This is a genomic window from Neisseria sp. HMSC067H09 (assembly GCF_001814135.1).
GTDB lineage: Bacteria > Pseudomonadota > Gammaproteobacteria > Burkholderiales > Neisseriaceae > Neisseria.
This window is the reverse complement of the sequence record NZ_KV814883.1, coordinates 1-16,587: the sequence shown is the minus strand read 5'-3', so window position 1 is coordinate 16,587 and position 16,587 is coordinate 1. Positions and strand designations below refer to the sequence as shown.

Sequence of the window (16,587 nt, the reverse complement as noted above, 5' to 3'; positions counted from 1 at the left end):
ATTTTGTTAACAGACTATTTTTGCAAAGGTCTCAGGTCATCTGAAACTCGGATTTGAGTTTCAGACGACCTTTATATTAACCCGAAATCTGCCAAACACATTTCCGCCGCCGTCAAACCCGACTGTACCGCTGCTTCCAACGTAGCCGGATAGCGCGGGTGCAGGTAGTCGCCTGCCGGATAGATGCGCCGCTGGTGCAACCAAGCAAAATCGGGAGTGGCGGAATCAGGCGTGCAGGCTGTGGTCGCGCGTTTTTCAGTGATGACGCGGACGGCTTCGGGTTCGTCCAAATAAGGGCAGATGCGTTTTACGTCGGCATGGACTTTCTCTGCCCATTCTTGGCTTTTGAACGCGCCGACATGGTCGGAAACGCTGATGACGGCGGCGACTTCGTTTGCCGGCAAACCAAGTGCGCCGCGATACACCAGCCATTGCGCCGTACCGTCGGCAAGTCCGGTCAGCGGCGCGGGCAGATGAACGGGAACGGCATAGCGAAGATAGACGGTAGTAATTGAGTGGTATTGGAGATTTTGATAGGTCGTCTGAATATAGCTCGGGGTATCTTCAGGGAAAAGATGGATGGCATGATACGGCGCAACCGCAACAATAACGGCATCAAAAACCTCGTCATTCACAACGACGCGTCCGTCAGGAAGGTTTTTCAGACGACCTACGCGGGTTTCAAGACGAATATCCGCACCGCATTGCTTGAGTTTTGCCACCGCAGGTTCGGCGATGATTGCGCCTAAATCGCGCTTGGGCAAAAGGTAGTCGCTGCCGGATTTATCCGCCCATACGCCGTCGGACAAAACATTGCACAACACCCGCAAACTTGCATGTTCCAAAGGCGTATTGAGCGCGCCCCACACCAGCGGCTGCCAAAACTCTGCAACCAGCCTGCGCGGAACATTGCGCTGCCGCAGCCATTGGGCAACGGCCAAATCAGCGCGCTTGCCGCGTGCGTAACGCTGCAACGCAGCCATATCGGATAACAGCTTGATTTTCAGAGAAAACGAAACTTTTTTAGCACGCAATATGCCGGTCAAAATATGCAGCGGCGAAGGAAGATTCGTACTTTGAAACTGCAAACCTTCATACATATGCCATTGCAGCGGCAAACGACAAAAAGCGTCTTCAGGATCAGCGCCGATGTGCTCCATCAGCGTCAACACACCATGATAAGCGCCGAGCAAGATATGCTGCCCATTATCCAAAAAACTAAATCCGTCGGTATTCCCAGCCAAAGTACGCGCCCGTCCGCCCGCCTGCCGACCGGCTTCAAATACAGTAACATCGACACGGCGCGCCAACGACACTGCGGCAGACAAACCTGCCCAGCCTGCACCGACGACGGCAATTTTCGGGCGAAGATGCGGAGTATTCATGGCTTAAATCCGAATAACCAAGTTTTCAGGGCGATACGCTTTTTGCGCGGCGAAGGAATGGCAATTTTATAAGTCAGGACGTTTTGCGCGCCGTCGCGGTCGATTTCGTTCAGTAGCGCGTAATAAATCGCCGCCATCACCAAACCGACTTTTTGGGATTTTTTATCGGCAGCAGGCAACAGCGACATTGCCTCACGATAAGTCTCGCGGGCGCGTGAAACTTGAAAACGCATCAGTTCGGCAAAATTAGCCGTCGGCTTACATTGCATAATCACGCTTGCAGGCACGTCAAACCGCTGCATTTCCTCCATCGGCAGGTAAATCCGACCGTTTCTCGCATCCTCGCCGACATCACGAATAATGTTCGTCAGTTGCAGCGCAAGGCCCATCTTATCGGCGTATTCCAGCGTTCGGTCGTCTGAAAAACCCAAAATCCGCGCAATCAGGCAGCCGACAACGCCCGCAACGCGGTGGCAATACAGCTTCAATTCTTCAAAACTGCCATAACGTGCCTGAACCAAATCCATCTGCATCCCCTCGATTAAGGCTTCCAATTCATATTTCGGCAGCTTGAATGTTTCCTTCACCTGCCGCAAAGCCTGATTGACCGGATGCTCCGGCATCATACCGCCGAATACCTTGTCCAAATCGCCGCGCCACCAGTTTAACGTCGCCTGCGCCACATTCGGATCGGAGCAGTCATCGACCACATCGTCCAATTCGCGGCAAAAAGCATACAAAACCGTTATCGCATCCCGCTTTTCCTGCGACAGGAAACGGAAGCCCGACAAAAAACTGGAGCGGCTTTCTTCTGCCTTCTGACGGCAATAATCAAGTCCTTGCACGGCGTGTCCTAAAAATTATCATAATAGTAAAATCGGATTTTATCGGATTTGGGGCAGTAGGGAAATTTCAGACGACCTTTATAAATAAACGGAATCCGATTATCGCAATTCCCTACCAAACCACTCAACTATCCGCCTGAAATCTGTTAAAATACCGACCTATCCTAATAAATACAGCATCAAAAGGCACACAATCATGGCTCTTTTGCAGATTTCCGAACCCGGCATGTCCGCCGCTCCACATCAACACCGCCTCGCCGTCGGTATCGACTTGGGTACAACCAACAGCCTGGTTGCCACCGTCCGCAGCGGCAGCCCGGTCTGTCTGACCGATATGGACGGGCGCACCACCCTGCCCTCCGTCGTCCGCTACGGCGAAGGCGATGCCGTCGAAGTCGGCAAAGCCGCCCTTGCCGCCCAAAAAACCGACCCGCTGAACACCATCAGCTCCGCCAAACGCCTTATCGGTCGCACGCTGACCGACCTCGCGCAGGACGCGCAATACCTGCCCTACCGTTTCACGCCCAACGAGCGCGTGGTCGAGCTGAACACCCGCCAAGGTGCCAAAACGCCTATCGAAGTGTCGTCTGAAATCCTCAAAGCCCTCAAATCGCGTGCCGAAGAAACTTTAGGCGGCGATTTGGTCGGCGCCGTCATTACCGTTCCCGCCTATTTCGACGACGCCCAACGCCAAGCCACCAAAGATGCCGCGCGTTTGGCGGGCTTGAACGTCTTGCGCCTCCTTAACGAGCCGACCGCCGCCGCGATTGCCTACGGGCTGGACAACGCCTCAGAAGGCACGTTTGTCGTTTACGACTTGGGCGGCGGTACGTTCGACGTATCCGTATTGCAACTGACCAAAGGGCTGTTTGAAGTCAAAGCCACCGGCGGCAACAGCGCATTGGGCGGCGATGACTTCGACCACCGCCTGTTCTGCCACCTGCTCGAACAAAACGACCTTTCCAAACTCAACGAGCGCGACAGCCAGCTTCTGCTTTCCCTTGTCCGCGCCGCCAAAGAACAACTGACCGGTCAAACCGAAGCCGTCGTTGAAGCCACGCTTTCAGACGGCCGCAAAATCCATACCGTCATTACCCGCCAAGAATTTCACCACCTGACGCAAAATTTGGTGCAAAAAACCATAGAGCCGGTAAAACAGGCACTGAAAGACGCAGGCGTGACCAAAGCCGACATCAAAGGCGTGATTATGGTCGGCGGTTCCACCCGTATGCTGCACGTTCAACAAGCAGTCGCTACCTTCTTCGGACAAACCCCGCTGAACAACCTCAACCCCGACGAAGTCGTCGCGCTCGGCGCCGCCATACAGGCAAACGTCCTTGCCGGTAACAAAACCGACGGCGAATGGCTGCTGCTGGACGTTACGCCCCTGTCGCTCGGTTTGGAAACCTACGGCGGACTCGCCGAAAAAATCATCCCGCGCAATTCCACCATCCCCACCGCGCGCGCGCAGGACTTTACTACCTTCAAAGACGGTCAAACCGCCATGACGATACACGTCGTACAAGGCGAGCGCGAACTCGTTTCCGACTGCCGCAGCCTTGCCAAATTCACCCTGCGCGGCATTCCGCCCATGACCGCAGGCGCGGCGCGTATCCGCGTTACCTTCCAAGTTGACGCCGACGGCCTGCTGTCCGTTTCCGCACAAGAACAAAGCACCGGCGTACAGGCGCAAATCGAAGTCAAACCTTCCTACGGCTTGGACGACGACACCATCACCCAAATGCTCAAAGACAGCATGAGCAACGCCGCCGAAGACATGGCGGCACGCGCACGCGCCGAAGCCGTGGTCGAAGCCGAAAGCCTGACCAGCGCCGTCAACGCCGCCCTTGAATTGGATAGCGATTTGCTGGATGCCGAAGAGCTTGCACAAATCCAGCAAGACATCGCCGATTTGCAAGTTCGTCTGAAAGACGGCAACGCCGAAGACATCCGCGCCGCCGTCGCCAAACTCAGCCGCAGCACCGACAACTTCGCCGCCAAACGCATGAACCGCAACATCCAACGTGCGCTGACAGGGCAAAGTGTCGATAATATTTGATGGTTAACAGTTTCAGACGACCTTGTAAAACACAAGGTCGTCTGAAAATCTAATATCCCAACCGATCCGATTTCTTCTATGCGACTTTGGCACCAAACCCTCATCCCCCTGCTCCCCCGCGCCCAGCTTTTGGGACAACACCGCGAGTGTGCCGCCCTGCGCGGAGCAGGCTGGGGCAGGCCGCACGCGACGGTGAATTACGTTTTCACCCATTCGCCTGACAAGCTCTATCTGTATCACGCGCTGATTATGGAAGAAATGGAAAAACGCGGTTACAAACCCGACCCGCTGTGGAAAGACCCGCTGTACCGCGGCAAAGCAGTTACCCCTTATCCCGCACACGATATCGAAGCCGCCGATTCGCCGATTTACCCCGAACACGATGATGCTTATCTGGACGAATGTCTGGAAAATTTAAAAAACAAAGGCATCGTGTTATAAACGGTTTCAGACGACCTCTTCATCACAAAAGGTCGTCTGAAAATTACCCACAAACCCTATCCACCCATTACAAGAGACAATAAAAATGCCCAAAATTACCGTACTCCCACACGCCGTATTATGTCCCGAGGGTGCAGTCATCGAAGACGCGCCCGAAGGCAAAACCGTTCTTGACGTGCTGCTCGACCACGACATCGAAGTCGATCACGCCTGTGAAAAATCCTGTGCCTGCACCACTTGCCACGTCATCATCCGCAAAGGTTTCGACAGTTTGGAAGAACCGAGCGAGCTGGAAGAAGACCTGCTCGACCAGGCATGGGGCTTGGAGGCCGACTCGCGCCTGAGCTGTCAGGCGGTGGTTGCCGACGAGGACTTGGTGGTCGAAATCCCCAAATACACCATCAACCACGCGCGCGAAGATCATTGATGCAAAGAGGTCGTCTGAAACGGATACAGCAATGTTCAGACGATCCCTGCCAAATTTTGAGCAAACAAAAAGTCGTCTGAAACTGCCTTACCGACCGTTTTCAGACGACCTTCCGTCAAATCGCTGCCAAATCGTTTATTTGGAACGTGGAACGACAAACCTTAAGCGGGATACTTTCATCGAAGCGACGGTTTGCGCAACAGGGTAATTTTCCACTCTGCCTTTAGCGTTCAGCATACTGAGGCTGCTGCCATGACGGGTAATGATGCTCTTAGGTTCGGGCTTCGGTGCCGGTTCGTTTTTTGTTGCAGTTGTGACGGATTTTGGCGGCTCGGGGACATATCCCGCCAAGCCGAAGCGTTTGATAATTTCATTTGCGGCATCCATATAACGCTGTTTTGCTTCTTCGTTTTCCACCGCCATATCGTCAAGCGCCACAGACACGTCGTTTCCGCAGCCGACAATGCGTTCCGCAATACGCGAATACACCATCCAGCGTTTCAAACGCAAAGCGCCCGCATCTTCGTCCGGCGCAGCGGCATCCAAAGCAATCATGCCGTAACGCTTGCCATAACGGAGGCGCAGCGAAAGCCGCTTCAGCCCCTCGCTCTCGTCCAGCATCTGATAAAGCTCGCGGATAAGCAGCAGCAGGCGGTCGAACACGCCCGCTTTAGCAAGATAATTAGGATCATCGGAGGCGAGCGCGTAAATAAGTTTGGATAATTTGGCATTGAGTGCGTTGTTCATCGATTTTCCTGTTATTCATACTATAATGGATTTCTTTAAGAACCATTCCAAATGATTTGGTTGCATGACAAAGTGTAAATTTTCCTTAGTGAAAGTCAGAAAAATGTATTAACGTACGCCTTGAAAATATTACATAGGAAAATACCATATGCGATTTCAGACGCATTAATCATTGCCGACACAAATTTCCCCCAAAGCATTAAAACCTAAACAAGCCATCCCGAATCAAACCATTCGGACACTCCAAAAGGAACGACATCATGAAATGGACAGACACCCAACGCATCGCCGAAGAACTCTACGACCTGCACGGCGACAGCATCGACCCGAAAACCGTTCGCTTCACCCAACTGCGCGACCTGATTATGGCGCTGCCCGACTTCGACGACGATCCCGCACGCTGCGGCGAACGCATCCTCGAAGCCGTACAACAGGCATGGATTGAAGAGGCTGAGTGAGGCAACATCATTTGCAAGCTAAAAACCAAGACGTCGTCTGAAAATTTTTCAGACGACGTTTGAATGGGTTGATAGCCAACTCAAGCGCAAAACATCTTATTGCTTTTGCTTTACCAACAAGAATACAAGCCATTGAAATCCATTTAATTTCAAGATATTCACACACATCAGAATATGTATTTTCTCGCCGGCTTGCCCTCATACCAATAGAGACAAGCATAATGGCAGCCACATTAAAATAATTCATAAACTTTCTGAAAATTTTGAATTTGACTCATACACAAGGCAAATTTATCATACAAGCCTGAAAACGTTTAAAAAAGACAACCGAGGTACACAGCCAATGAGTTACGCAAAAGAAATCAATGCGTTAAACAACAGCCTTTCCGACTTGAAGGGCGACATCAACGTTTCGTTCGAATTTTTCCCGCCGAAAAACGAACAAATGGAAACCATGCTGTGGGACTCCATCCATCGCCTGCAAACCCTTCATCCCAAATTCGTATCCGTAACCTACGGCGCAAACTCCGGAGAACGCGACCGTACGCACAGCATCGTCAAACGCATCCAACAGGAAACCGGCTTGGAAGCCGCGCCGCACCTGACCGGCATCGACGCCTCTCCCGACGAATTGCGCCAAATCGCCAAAGACTATTGGGACAGCGGCATCCGCCGTATTGTCGCCCTGCGCGGCGACGAGCCGCCCGGCTATGAGAAAAAACCGTTTTACGCCGAAGACCTGGTCAAACTCCTGCGCTCCGTCGCCGACTTCGACATCTCCGTAGCGGCATACCCCGAAGTGCATCCCGAAGCCAAATCCGCACAAGCCGACCTGATCAATCTGAAGCGCAAAATCGATGCGGGTGCAAACCATGTCATCACCCAATTCTTCTTCGACGTAGAACGCTACCTGCGCTTCCGCGACCGCTGCGTAATGCTGGGCATCGACGTCGAAATCGTTCCCGGCATCCTGCCTGTTACCAACTTCAAGCAACTCGGCAAAATGGCGCAAGTAACCAACGTCAAAATCCCGAAATGGCTGTCGCAAATGTATGAAGGCTTGGACGACGACCAAGCAACGCGCAATCTGGTGGCGGCAAGTATCGCCATCGACATGGTCAAAGTCCTGTCCCGCGAAGGCGTGAAAGATTTCCACTTCTACACGCTCAACCGCAGCGAGCTGACTTACGCCATCTGCCATATTTTAGGCGTGCGCCCCTAAAGCCGAAAACGGTTTCAGACGACCTCAGGGGGTTGTCTGAAAAACAAAACGCCGCCCCATCCGCCCTATTCTGATTTACAATACCGACCGATTCGGATTGAACCGGTCCTTACAAAATCCAACTGGAGAGTTCAACATGACAACATTACATTTCTCAGGCTTCCCGCGTGTCGGCGCCTTCCGTGAATTGAAATTCGCCCAAGAAAAATACTGGCGCAAAGAAATCAGCGAACAAGAGCTGCTCGACGTCGCCAAAGACCTGCGCGAAAAAAACTGGAAACACCAAGCCGCTGCCAACGCCGATTACGTTGCCGTAGGCGATTTCACTTTCTACGACCACATCCTCGACCTGCAAGTCGCTACCGGCGCGATTCCCGCCCGTTTCGGCTTCGACAGCCAAAACCTGTCTTTGGAACAATTCTTCCAACTTGCGCGCGGCAACAAAGACCAATTCGCCATCGAGATGACCAAATGGTTCGACACCAACTATCACTACTTGGTGCCTGAATTCCACGCCGATACCGAATTCAAAGCAAACGCCAAACACTACGTTCAACAACTGAAAGAAGCCCAAGCCCTCGGTCTGAAAGCCAAACCGACCATCGTCGGCCCACTGACCTTCCTGTGGGTAGGTAAAGAAAAAGGCGCAGTCGAATTCAACCGCCTGAGCCTGTTGCAAAAACTGCTGCCCGTTTACGTTGAAATCCTGAACGCTTTGGTTGAAGCCGGTGCCGAATGGATTCAAATCGACGAGCCTGCTTTGGCTGTTGACCTGCCTAAAGAATGGGTGGAAGCCTACAAAGACGTTTACGCCACTTTGAGCAAAGTAAACGCCAAAATCCTGTTGAGCACTTACTTCGGTTCCGTTGCCGAACACGCCGCATTGCTGAAAGCCCTGCCCGTTGACGGTCTGCACATCGACTTGGTACGCGCTCCTGAACAACTGGATGCGTTCGCCGACTACGACAAAGTCCTGTCTGCCGGCGTTATCGACGGCCGCAACATCTGGCGCGCCAACCTGAACAAAGTTTTGGAAACTGTCGAGCCCCTGAAAGCCAAACTGGGCGACCGTTTGTGGATTTCCAGCTCTTGCTCGCTGTTGCACACTCCATTTGACTTGTCAGTTGAAGAAAAACTGAAAGCCAACAAACCTGACCTCTACTCTTGGTTGGCATTTACCCTGCAAAAAACCCAAGAATTGCGCGTTCTGAAAGCCGCATTGAACGAAGGCCGTGATTCCGTTGCCGATGAACTCGCTGCCAGCCAAGCTGCTGCCGATTCACGCGCCAACAGCAGTGAAATCCACCGCGCAGACGTCGCCAAACGCCTTGCCGACCTGCCTGCCAACGCAGACCAACGTAAATCACCGTTTGCCGACCGCATCAAAGCGCAACAAGCATGGTTGAACCTGCCCCTGCTGCCGACGACCAACATCGGTTCTTTCCCACAAACCACCGAAATCCGCCAAGCACGCGCAGCCTTCAAAAAAGGCGAACTGTCTGCCGCCGATTACGAAGCCGCGATGAAAAAAGAAATCGCCTTGGTGGTTGAAGAGCAAGAAAAACTGGACTTGGACGTACTGGTACACGGCGAAGCCGAGCGTAACGACATGGTCGAATACTTCGGCGAATTGTTGAGCGGTTTCGCATTCACCCAATACGGCTGGGTACAAAGCTACGGTTCACGCTGCGTGAAACCACCGATTATCTTCGGTGACGTAAGCCGCCCAGAAGCCATGACTGTCGCTTGGTCTACTTACGCACAAAGCCTGACCAAACGCCCGATGAAAGGCATGTTGACCGGTCCTGTAACCATCCTGCAATGGTCTTTCGTCCGCAACGACATTCCACGCGCTACCGTGTGCAAACAAATCGCACTGGCTCTGAACGACGAAGTATTGGATCTGGAAAAAGCAGGCATCAAAGTCATCCAAATCGACGAACCTGCCATCCGTGAAGGCCTGCCTTTGAAACGCGCCGATTGGGATGCCTACCTGAACTGGGCCGGCGAATCCTTCCGCCTGTCCTCTACCGGTTGCGAAGACAGCACACAAATCCACACCCATATGTGTTACTCCGAGTTCAACGACATCCTGCCTGCCATCGCAGCTATGGACGCCGACGTCATCACCATCGAGACTTCACGTTCCGACATGGAACTCTTGACCGCGTTCGGCGAATTCAAATACCCGAACGACATCGGCCCGGGCGTTTACGACATCCACAGCCCACGCGTACCGACAGAAGCCGAAGTGGAACACCTGTTGCGTAAAGCCATCGAAGTCGTACCGGTTGAACGCCTGTGGGTAAACCCGGACTGCGGTCTGAAAACACGCGGTTGGAAAGAAACTCTGGAGCAACTCCAAGTCATGATGAACGTTACCCACAAACTGCGTGCCGAATTGGCGAAATAAGTTTGAACTAGCGTAATCAAAAGGTCGTCTGAAAATTTTCAGACGACCTTTTTATATGGTTTAGAGAATCAAGGGAAAAACATAGCGGATTAACTTTGAAGCAATACGGCATTGCCTCACCTAAGCTTCAGAAAGATGATTCCCAATGATGAGACAACAGATAAATCAGCTTCGTACTGCTTACGCTACCCACAGTTTCATTGCCATGTCCTGATTTAAAGTCATTCCACAAAAGATGGTGTTTACAAACCCGCAAGCAAACGACGGATTTTGCCGATGGCAAGCTCGGTTTCCAAGCCGCATTCCGTCCCTTCCGCTCCGCCGCTGAGGCAGCGGATGTCGGTGATGCCGCAGAAGTGGGCGTATTGGATGCCCAGTTCGCGGGCGAGGAAGGCTTCGGGCATTCCGGTCATACCCAATACGTCCACACCGTCGCGGCGGTAACGTTGGATTTCTGCGCGGGTCGGCCAGCGCGGGCCTTGCAGGCAGCCGTAAACGGCTTGGGTGTATAAGGGCATTTGGTGCTGTTGCGCGTGTTCGGCAATTTTTTCGCGCAGTCCGGCGGAGTAGGGTTCGAGAAAATCGGTGTGTACGACCGGTTCTTCCTGTCCTTCAAAAAAGGTGTCCTTGCGGCCGTAGGTGTAGTCGATCAAGTCGTCGGGCAGGACGAGCGCGCCGTTTTCAAAGCGGTCGTTGATGCTGATGACGGAGGAAACGGCGACGATGTATTCCGCACCTATGGAATGCAACGCCCAAATGTTGGCGCGGTAGTTGATTTCGTGCGGCGCGACGGTATGGCCGAAGCCGTGCCGCGCGAGGAAGAAAATGTCCTGACTGCCCAGTTTGCCGCTTAAGACGGGGCTGCTGGTCAGTCCGTAGGGGGTGCGGACGATTTTGCGGTCGGTGATGCTCAGTTCGGGCAGCTTGGTCAGGCTGCTGCCGCCGATGATGGCTAACATATGGTCCTATATATAAGTGATTTCAGGGAGTGAGTGTCGGAAAGAAAAAGGTTTGCAAAACAGCCATGATGATGGAAAACAGGATTAATACCTTCATTTTTTCCGGAAAGCTGTATCCGTCGTCTAGGGGAAGCATTTCCCATAGCAACATCGATAGGAAACCGGATATAAACCAAAGTGCAAAATTGTTCAACATGGCTGTCGAAGAAAGGCTGGGAGGTCGTCTGAAAACCCATATCTGATTTCAGACGACCTTTTGTCCTTTTACTTGTGTTTGTAAAAACGGCTGTGGAAATAAGCATTCACACCTTCGCGCAACAGGACTAAGGTTACGGCGGCAAGCGGCAGGCCGGCGAGCATGCCGACGAAGCCCATGAGTTGTCCGAAAGCCATCAACGAGAAAATCACCCAGAAAGGCGACAGGCCGATGCGGTCGCCGACGATTTTCGGGGTAACGATAAAACTCTCGAGGAATTGTCCGATAGCGAACACTACCCACACCATAATCAGACCGTTCCATGTGCCAAATTGCAGCAAAGCGGCGACGGTTGCCAGCAAAAGTCCGGTAAACGCGCCCAAATACGGGATAAACACCAAAATACCGGCAATCATACCGATAGCGAAACCGGAATCCAGTCCGACCAGCATCAGCCCGACCCCGTACACCAGCCCCATAATCAGCATCACCATCAACTGCCCGCGCAGGAACTCGCCCAAAACTTCATCCATGTTGCTTGTGATGCGCGTATAAGTGTCGATAAAGCGGCGCGGAACCAACGCGCTGATGCCGTAAGACCAGCGTTTCCAGTCCAAAAGGAAATAATACAGCAAGAGCGGCAGCAGGATCAGGTTGCTCATGCCGCTGATGACGTTGCCGCTTTGGCGCATCAGCGTCGGGACCCAAGCCTTGAGCGTGTTGCTCAATTCCCCTATATGCGACTGCAACCATTTGACCACCGAATCCTGATCGATATGCACATAATTACCCGCCACATGGTTCAGCCAAGGCAGCAGCCTGTTTTGCGTAAAATCGACGATTTGGGGAATGCGGCTGACCATATTGTTAAACTGGTTGATCAGCATAGGCACGATAATCAGCATCAACGACAGCAGCAACAGCAAAGCGAATACCATCACCATCATGGACGCGGGGCCGCGTTTAATCTTTTTCTTCTGCAACCATTCCACCAGCGGATTCAACACATAAGCCAATACCGCCGCCACAATAAACGGCGTCAGGATCTCGCCCAGCGCGTACAGCAGCCAGACAAAAGCCGCAATCACGCAGCCCATAATGATCCACGGCTTCATGCCGCGCGTTTTTTTCTGATACATAAAACCTTTCCATGTGTGTTTCAGCGGAAGCCGCCGCAATCGTTTTCAGACGACTCCTGACCGTCCAGTATAACAGAATAAACGGGGTCGTCTGAAACCTCAGATTGTTTACAAAATCACCGAAAAATCCAAGCCCGCGCCTGCAAAATAAGGTAAAATACGCCCCATCGTTTTTCCGTCCCAATCACGATAAGGAACCCATTCATGAGCACTTCACTCAGCTACCGCGATGCAGGCGTCGATATTGACGCAGGCGACCAACTGGTCGAAAACATCAAACCTTTTGCCAAACGCACCATGCGTCCCGAAGTGTTGGGTGATTTGGGCGGCTTCGGCGCATTGGTCGAAATCAGCAAAAAATACAAAAATCCCGTCCTCGTCAGCGGCACCGACGGCGTAGGCACCAAGCTCAAACTCGCCTTCGATTGGGACAAACACGACACCGTCGGCATCGACCTCGTCGCCATGAGCGTCAACGATATTTTGGTTCAAGGCGCAGAACCTTTGTTCTTTCTCGACTATTTCGCCTGCGGCAAACTCGACGTCGCCCGCGCTACCGACGTGATTAAAGGCATCGCCCAAGGCTGCGAAGAATCCGGCTGCGCCCTCATCGGCGGCGAAACCGCCGAAATGCCCGGCATGTACCCCGAAGGCGAATACGACTTGGCGGGCTTTGCCGTCGGCGTGGTCGAAAAAGAGCGCGTCATCAACGGCCGCAGCATCAAAGCGGGCGACATCGTGTTGGGGCTGGCTTCCAACGGCGCCCATTCCAACGGCTATTCCCTCGTCCGCAAAATCATCGCCCGCGACAATCCCGATTTGGACGCCGAGTTCGACAATGGCAAAACCCTGCGCGAAACCATCATCGCCCCGACCCGCCTGTATGTGAAACCCATTCTCGCTGCTTTGGAAAAATTCACCGTCAAAGGCATGGCGCACATTACCGGCGGCGGCATCACTGAAAACGTGCCGCGCATCCTGCCGGAAAACACCGTCGCCCAAATCGATGCCAAAGCATGGGAATTGCCCAAGCTGTTCCAATGGCTGCAACAGGCAGGCAATGTGGAAACGCAAGAAATGTACCGCACCTTCAACTGCGGCATCGGCATGGTGGTCGTGATTGCCGAAGAGGATGCCGACGCGGTGCAGGCATTCTTAACAGAACAAGGCGAAACCGTTTACCGTTTGGGCAAAATCCGCGAACGCAACGGTGACGAACATCAGACCCAAGTCGCTTAAATCAAAAACCTGAATCTAAATAAAAGGTCGTCTGAAACAGCAAAACTATCTGTTTCAGACGACCTTTTAAATTTTACACTCCATTAATTGCAATATTTGGCAACATCCCCTTGATACCGCTTGACCAAATCATCACGATTGGCAACGCGCGCGCTTTCGGCAGACTGTTGGTTCATTCGTGCGACACGGCAGTTGTCTTCTTTGTTTTTACGGTTTTCTTCCTCAATTTTTTTGTTTTGCTCCTCAATCAGTTTATTCTTAGCCAACATCCGCTCATTTAATTTCGCCTGTTGCTCTGCCAGCGTACCCTCGTCCGCAGCTTCGGATTTGGGTTTGACTGCCGCTTTGACACTGTGTGTACGAATATTCATCACATTGGAGCGGTCAAGCTGGAGCCGGTTCGGCGTATCGGAATAGCTGTTTCCCTTGCCGTTTTTCCATGTATAGACACTGTCAGCCGCCAATGCGCCGGAAGAACACAAAATAGCCGCCGCCAATACGGATAATGCAGAAAGTTTCAATTTCATTAAAATTCCCCTATTCAAATGATGAGCGATTAATTTGAAATGACAATATTGTACTTGATTTTAAATAATATGTCATAACAAGACGATTACTGTGTATCAAAAAGCAAAAAAAATCGCCCCTTTAAACATTTAAGGGGCGCAAAAGGAACACAAACCACTACCAAAACTGTTACAAGGCAAATCCTCCTGATTTTAATTGATGGGTTGCCGGATAAAGTGCTTTCATCAAATCATGCGGTGAAAGCGATAAATCTCTGCTGCCTGTCGTCAGACGCCCCTGCTTCGGGGTCAGTTCAAGCAGGCAAGTATCTTTAGCCTGGATAAACTTATTTTTCGTCTGCCGCAACCGGCGTTGTAAAGCGGAAACAACTTTTTCATATAAGCTGTCTTTTTTCTGTACTTCCCGGGTATTTGCCACCCAGCTCAGACGAATATCACTGGTTTCGTCCTCAATCAGCAAAATGCCCGCTTCTACTTGCTCTGCCTTATTCATACAAGGCAGCCAAACATAATAGCGTCCGTCCAGCGTAATGTAGAATACATCGTGAACTTCACAATCGTTGCAGCATTGGGTTGCCAAAAGCGAACGGATGGTTTGTTGATGCAGTCTCAGAATATCAAGGGAGACTTGCTTGAAAATACTTTCCGGCATTTCATTCTCCTTTCGTTCTGTTGCGCTGTCGTTTCGTTTCGATGAGTTGCATTATACGAGTATTTTTTAATTTTGCAAATGATAATTGTTACTATTTTTTAAAACAGAAATAACACAATGATTTAAAAAGAAATTAATTTTTTAAAAGTTGAGTATTTTACTCAGGATTTAGTATCCATCAGCCTTTTGAAAGACAAACTGCTTTCGCTCGTCTGAAAATTGTCAGCAATTTCTACCTTTTCGTAACCATAAGACTGCTCATACCCCACTTGTCTAAAATATTTTCCCTCATCTAAACAACATCCCAATAAGAATACAAAGCAACTCTACTCTATACTTTCACCCCCTCCTTGAGTATGATACGAGACATTTTTTCATTCAGTCATTGGAGCATTTGATGAGACGCCAGATTATCCTTGATACCGAAACCACCGGCCTTTACGCCGAAAACGGCGACCGCTTGGTCGAGTTTGCAGGACTGGAAATGATCAACCGCCAAATGACCGGACGCTTCCTGCACCTTTACGTCCATCCCGAGCGCGATATGCCTGAAGAAGCCGCACGCGTACACGGGCTGACGATTGACGTTTTAGAAGAGAAAAACGCTCCGCCGTTTGCAAAGGTCGGACAAGAAATCAGCGAATTTATCCGTGGCGCGGAATTGATTATTCACAATGCGAAATTCGACGTAGGCTTCTTAAATATGGAATTCCGCCGCATGGGTCTGCCCTCCGTTGAAGAGCTTGGCTGCGAAATTACGGATACGCTGGCGATGGCGCGTGAAATGTTTCCTGGGCAAAAAGCCAGCCTGGATGCCTTGTGCAACCGCCTCTCCATCGACAGAAGCAAGCGCGTACTGCATGGCGCTTTAATCGACTGCGAACTTTTAGGCGAAGTTTATTTGGCAATGACGCGCCAACAATTCGACTTAATGGGTGAAGAAGGTGAAGAAGAAAAAAAAGAAGACAAGCCCGTCATCATCGCCGAAACAAAACGTTCGTCGCGCTTAAAAGTCATCAAAGCCAATGCTGAAGAGCTTGAAGAACACGAAAAATATCTCGATGCGCTGGGAGAGGCCTGCATATGGAGGCAGGCAGCCGCCGGAGAGAATGTATGAAAAGACGGCATATCGCCCTGATTCCCGCCGCAGGGATCGGCGCTCGCTTCGGTGCAGGCAAACCCAAACAATATATCCGGATACACGGCAAAACCGTCTTAGAGCATACGGTTGCCATTTTTACACAACATCCGTTTATCGACTTGGTCGCTATTATTGTCTCACCTGATGATCCTTTTATTAATCATCTTCAGACAACCTCTGATAAGACAGTGGTTTTCAACGTCGGAGGCAATACCCGGGCAGAAACCGTCCGCAACGGTGTGCAAACACTGATGAAAAAGAGGTTGGCGGATAACCACGATAATATTTTGGTTCACGATGCCGCCCGCTGCTGCCTGCCCCAAGATGCCCTGTCGCGCCTGATTCAGGCAGCCGGAACAAAAGTAGAAGGCGGCATTTTGGCCATTCCCGCAGCCGACACCATCAAACGTTCCGATACCGACGGACAAATCCTGGAAACCGTACCCCGTAAAGACTTATGGCAGGCACAGACACCGCAGCTTTTTCAAGCCGGATTATTGAATCGCGCCCTATCCTCCTCCGACTTAAACGGTATTACCGATGAAGCCTCTGCCGTAGAACAACTGGGCATAAGGCCTCTACTGGTACAGGGGGATATCCGCAATCTCAAATTAACCCTCCCTCAGGACGAATTTATCATACGGCTGCTTTTGAATACTTGAATAACCTCGACAAAAAGGTCGTCTGAAAACCAGAATTTGGATTTTCAGACGACGGCGGATTCGCATTTGAAGTGC

Annotated in this window: 17 protein-coding genes; 9 read left to right on the top strand and 8 right to left on the bottom strand. The window is 51.5% G+C overall.

The features are described from left to right. Positions 1-71: 71 nt before the first annotated feature. Both hpnE and hpnD read right to left on the bottom strand, forming a co-directional pair. Complete coding sequence (gene hpnE, locus HMPREF2954_RS03570; RefSeq protein WP_045073355.1) at positions 72-1,385, bottom strand: hydroxysqualene dehydroxylase HpnE; 1,314 nt, start codon at positions 1,383-1,385, stop codon at positions 72-74. Next, complete coding sequence (hpnD, locus tag HMPREF2954_RS03565) at positions 1,382-2,230, bottom strand: presqualene diphosphate synthase HpnD (protein ID WP_070689002.1); 849 nt, start codon at positions 2,228-2,230, stop codon at positions 1,382-1,384. The genes hpnE and hpnD overlap by 4 nt, the downstream gene beginning before the upstream one ends. A gap of 196 nt (positions 2,231-2,426) precedes the next feature. Between hpnD and hscA the strand changes: the two genes are divergently transcribed. The 3 genes from hscA (at position 2,427) to fdx (ending at position 5,157) form a co-directional block, all read left to right on the top strand. Next, the gene (gene hscA, locus HMPREF2954_RS03560) at positions 2,427-4,289 is read left to right on the top strand and encodes a Fe-S protein assembly chaperone HscA (protein ID WP_045073351.1); all 1,863 of its coding nucleotides are present in this window, start codon (positions 2,427-2,429) and stop codon (positions 4,287-4,289) included. Between the two features lie 78 nt (positions 4,290-4,367). After that, positions 4,368-4,730 carry a TIGR02328 family protein gene (locus HMPREF2954_RS03555; protein ID WP_045073349.1) on the top strand — a complete coding sequence of 121 codons (363 nt, stop codon included), beginning with the start codon at positions 4,368-4,370 and terminating at the stop codon, positions 4,728-4,730. Between the two features lie 85 nt (positions 4,731-4,815). Beyond that, entirely contained in the window at positions 4,816-5,157 is a 342-nt protein-coding gene (gene fdx, locus HMPREF2954_RS03550; protein WP_003764447.1) for an ISC system 2Fe-2S type ferredoxin, read from the top strand. Positions 5,158-5,292: 135 nt separating this feature from the next. Here the strand turns inward: fdx and HMPREF2954_RS03545 are convergent, their stop codons facing one another. Then, on the bottom strand, positions 5,293-5,904 hold the full coding sequence (locus HMPREF2954_RS03545; protein ID WP_045073347.1) for a hypothetical protein: 612 nt from the start codon (positions 5,902-5,904) through the stop codon (positions 5,293-5,295). Positions 5,905-6,164: 260 nt separating this feature from the next. On the opposite strand from HMPREF2954_RS03545, the gene iscX reads away from it, so the two are divergent. Then, entirely contained in the window at positions 6,165-6,362 is a 198-nt protein-coding gene (gene iscX, locus HMPREF2954_RS03540) for a Fe-S cluster assembly protein IscX (RefSeq protein WP_003742471.1), read from the top strand. Between the two features lie 7 nt (positions 6,363-6,369). Here the strand turns inward: iscX and HMPREF2954_RS12195 are convergent, their stop codons facing one another. Beyond that, positions 6,370-6,609, bottom strand: coding sequence for a hypothetical protein (locus HMPREF2954_RS12195; RefSeq protein WP_141755630.1), 240 nt, complete (start codon positions 6,607-6,609; stop codon positions 6,370-6,372). A 96-nt stretch (positions 6,610-6,705) separates the two neighbouring features. Here HMPREF2954_RS12195 and metF point away from each other — a divergent pair, with 96 nt between their 5' ends. Then, on the top strand, positions 6,706-7,584 hold the full coding sequence (gene metF, locus HMPREF2954_RS03535) for a methylenetetrahydrofolate reductase (RefSeq protein WP_045073345.1): 879 nt from the start codon (positions 6,706-6,708) through the stop codon (positions 7,582-7,584). A 136-nt stretch (positions 7,585-7,720) separates the two neighbouring features. After that, the gene (gene metE, locus HMPREF2954_RS03530) at positions 7,721-9,997 is read left to right on the top strand and encodes a 5-methyltetrahydropteroyltriglutamate--homocysteine S-methyltransferase (protein WP_045073343.1); all 2,277 of its coding nucleotides are present in this window, start codon (positions 7,721-7,723) and stop codon (positions 9,995-9,997) included. Between the two features lie 242 nt (positions 9,998-10,239). Here metE and HMPREF2954_RS03525 read toward each other — a convergent pair whose 3' ends face one another. Then, a complete protein-coding gene (locus tag HMPREF2954_RS03525; protein ID WP_003778025.1) occupies positions 10,240-10,956 on the bottom strand; it encodes an S-methyl-5'-thioinosine phosphorylase in 717 nt (238 codons plus the stop codon). A gap of 264 nt (positions 10,957-11,220) precedes the next feature. Then, positions 11,221-12,291, bottom strand: coding sequence for an AI-2E family transporter (locus HMPREF2954_RS03515; protein ID WP_039406356.1), 1,071 nt, complete (start codon positions 12,289-12,291; stop codon positions 11,221-11,223). Between the two features lie 204 nt (positions 12,292-12,495). Between HMPREF2954_RS03515 and purM the strand changes: the two genes are divergently transcribed. Further along, on the top strand, positions 12,496-13,530 hold the full coding sequence (purM, locus tag HMPREF2954_RS03510; RefSeq protein ID WP_003764184.1) for a phosphoribosylformylglycinamidine cyclo-ligase: 1,035 nt from the start codon (positions 12,496-12,498) through the stop codon (positions 13,528-13,530). An 83-nt stretch (positions 13,531-13,613) separates the two neighbouring features. Here the strand turns inward: purM and HMPREF2954_RS03505 are convergent, their stop codons facing one another. Both HMPREF2954_RS03505 and HMPREF2954_RS03500 read right to left on the bottom strand, forming a co-directional pair. Further along, positions 13,614-14,057: a DUF4124 domain-containing protein gene (locus HMPREF2954_RS03505; RefSeq protein WP_082054514.1), complete on the bottom strand. Its 444-nt coding sequence runs from the start codon at positions 14,055-14,057 to the stop codon at positions 13,614-13,616. Positions 14,058-14,226: 169 nt separating this feature from the next. Beyond that, on the bottom strand, positions 14,227-14,709 hold the full coding sequence (locus HMPREF2954_RS03500; RefSeq protein ID WP_003742463.1) for an NGO0322 family iron-responsive protein: 483 nt from the start codon (positions 14,707-14,709) through the stop codon (positions 14,227-14,229). Between the two features lie 394 nt (positions 14,710-15,103). On the opposite strand from HMPREF2954_RS03500, the gene dnaQ reads away from it, so the two are divergent. After that, on the top strand, positions 15,104-15,826 hold the full coding sequence (dnaQ, locus tag HMPREF2954_RS03495; RefSeq protein ID WP_141755629.1) for a DNA polymerase III subunit epsilon: 723 nt from the start codon (positions 15,104-15,106) through the stop codon (positions 15,824-15,826). Further along, complete coding sequence (ispD, locus tag HMPREF2954_RS03490) at positions 15,823-16,512, top strand: 2-C-methyl-D-erythritol 4-phosphate cytidylyltransferase (protein WP_045073332.1); 690 nt, start codon at positions 15,823-15,825, stop codon at positions 16,510-16,512. The genes dnaQ and ispD overlap by 4 nt, the downstream gene beginning before the upstream one ends. Positions 16,513-16,587 lie beyond the last annotated feature (75 nt).

Excerpts from the sequence above, each read along its gene's own strand:
- HMPREF2954_RS03525 (WP_003778025.1), bottom strand. The coding sequence starts at position 10,956 with ATGTTAGCCATCATCGGCGGCAGCAGCCTGACCAAGCTGCCCGAACTG.
- hscA (WP_045073351.1), top strand. The coding sequence starts at position 2,427 with ATGGCTCTTTTGCAGATTTCCGAACCCGGCATGTCCGCCGCTCCACAT.
- hpnE (WP_045073355.1), bottom strand. The coding sequence starts at position 1,385 with ATGAATACTCCGCATCTTCGCCCGAAAATTGCCGTCGTCGGTGCAGGC.
- metF (WP_045073345.1), top strand. The coding sequence starts at position 6,706 with ATGAGTTACGCAAAAGAAATCAATGCGTTAAACAACAGCCTTTCCGAC.
- HMPREF2954_RS12195 (WP_141755630.1), bottom strand. The coding sequence starts at position 6,609 with ATGAATTATTTTAATGTGGCTGCCATTATGCTTGTCTCTATTGGTATG.
- metE (WP_045073343.1), top strand. The coding sequence starts at position 7,721 with ATGACAACATTACATTTCTCAGGCTTCCCGCGTGTCGGCGCCTTCCGT.
- ispD (WP_045073332.1), top strand. The coding sequence starts at position 15,823 with ATGAAAAGACGGCATATCGCCCTGATTCCCGCCGCAGGGATCGGCGCT.
- iscX (WP_003742471.1), top strand. The coding sequence starts at position 6,165 with ATGAAATGGACAGACACCCAACGCATCGCCGAAGAACTCTACGACCTG.
- purM (WP_003764184.1), top strand. The coding sequence starts at position 12,496 with ATGAGCACTTCACTCAGCTACCGCGATGCAGGCGTCGATATTGACGCA.
- HMPREF2954_RS03500 (WP_003742463.1), bottom strand. The coding sequence starts at position 14,709 with ATGCCGGAAAGTATTTTCAAGCAAGTCTCCCTTGATATTCTGAGACTG.
- HMPREF2954_RS03515 (WP_039406356.1), bottom strand. The coding sequence starts at position 12,291 with ATGTATCAGAAAAAAACGCGCGGCATGAAGCCGTGGATCATTATGGGC.
- HMPREF2954_RS03545 (WP_045073347.1), bottom strand. The coding sequence starts at position 5,904 with ATGAACAACGCACTCAATGCCAAATTATCCAAACTTATTTACGCGCTC.
- fdx (WP_003764447.1), top strand. The coding sequence starts at position 4,816 with ATGCCCAAAATTACCGTACTCCCACACGCCGTATTATGTCCCGAGGGT.
- HMPREF2954_RS03505 (WP_082054514.1), bottom strand. The coding sequence starts at position 14,057 with ATGAAATTGAAACTTTCTGCATTATCCGTATTGGCGGCGGCTATTTTG.
- HMPREF2954_RS03555 (WP_045073349.1), top strand. The coding sequence starts at position 4,368 with ATGCGACTTTGGCACCAAACCCTCATCCCCCTGCTCCCCCGCGCCCAG.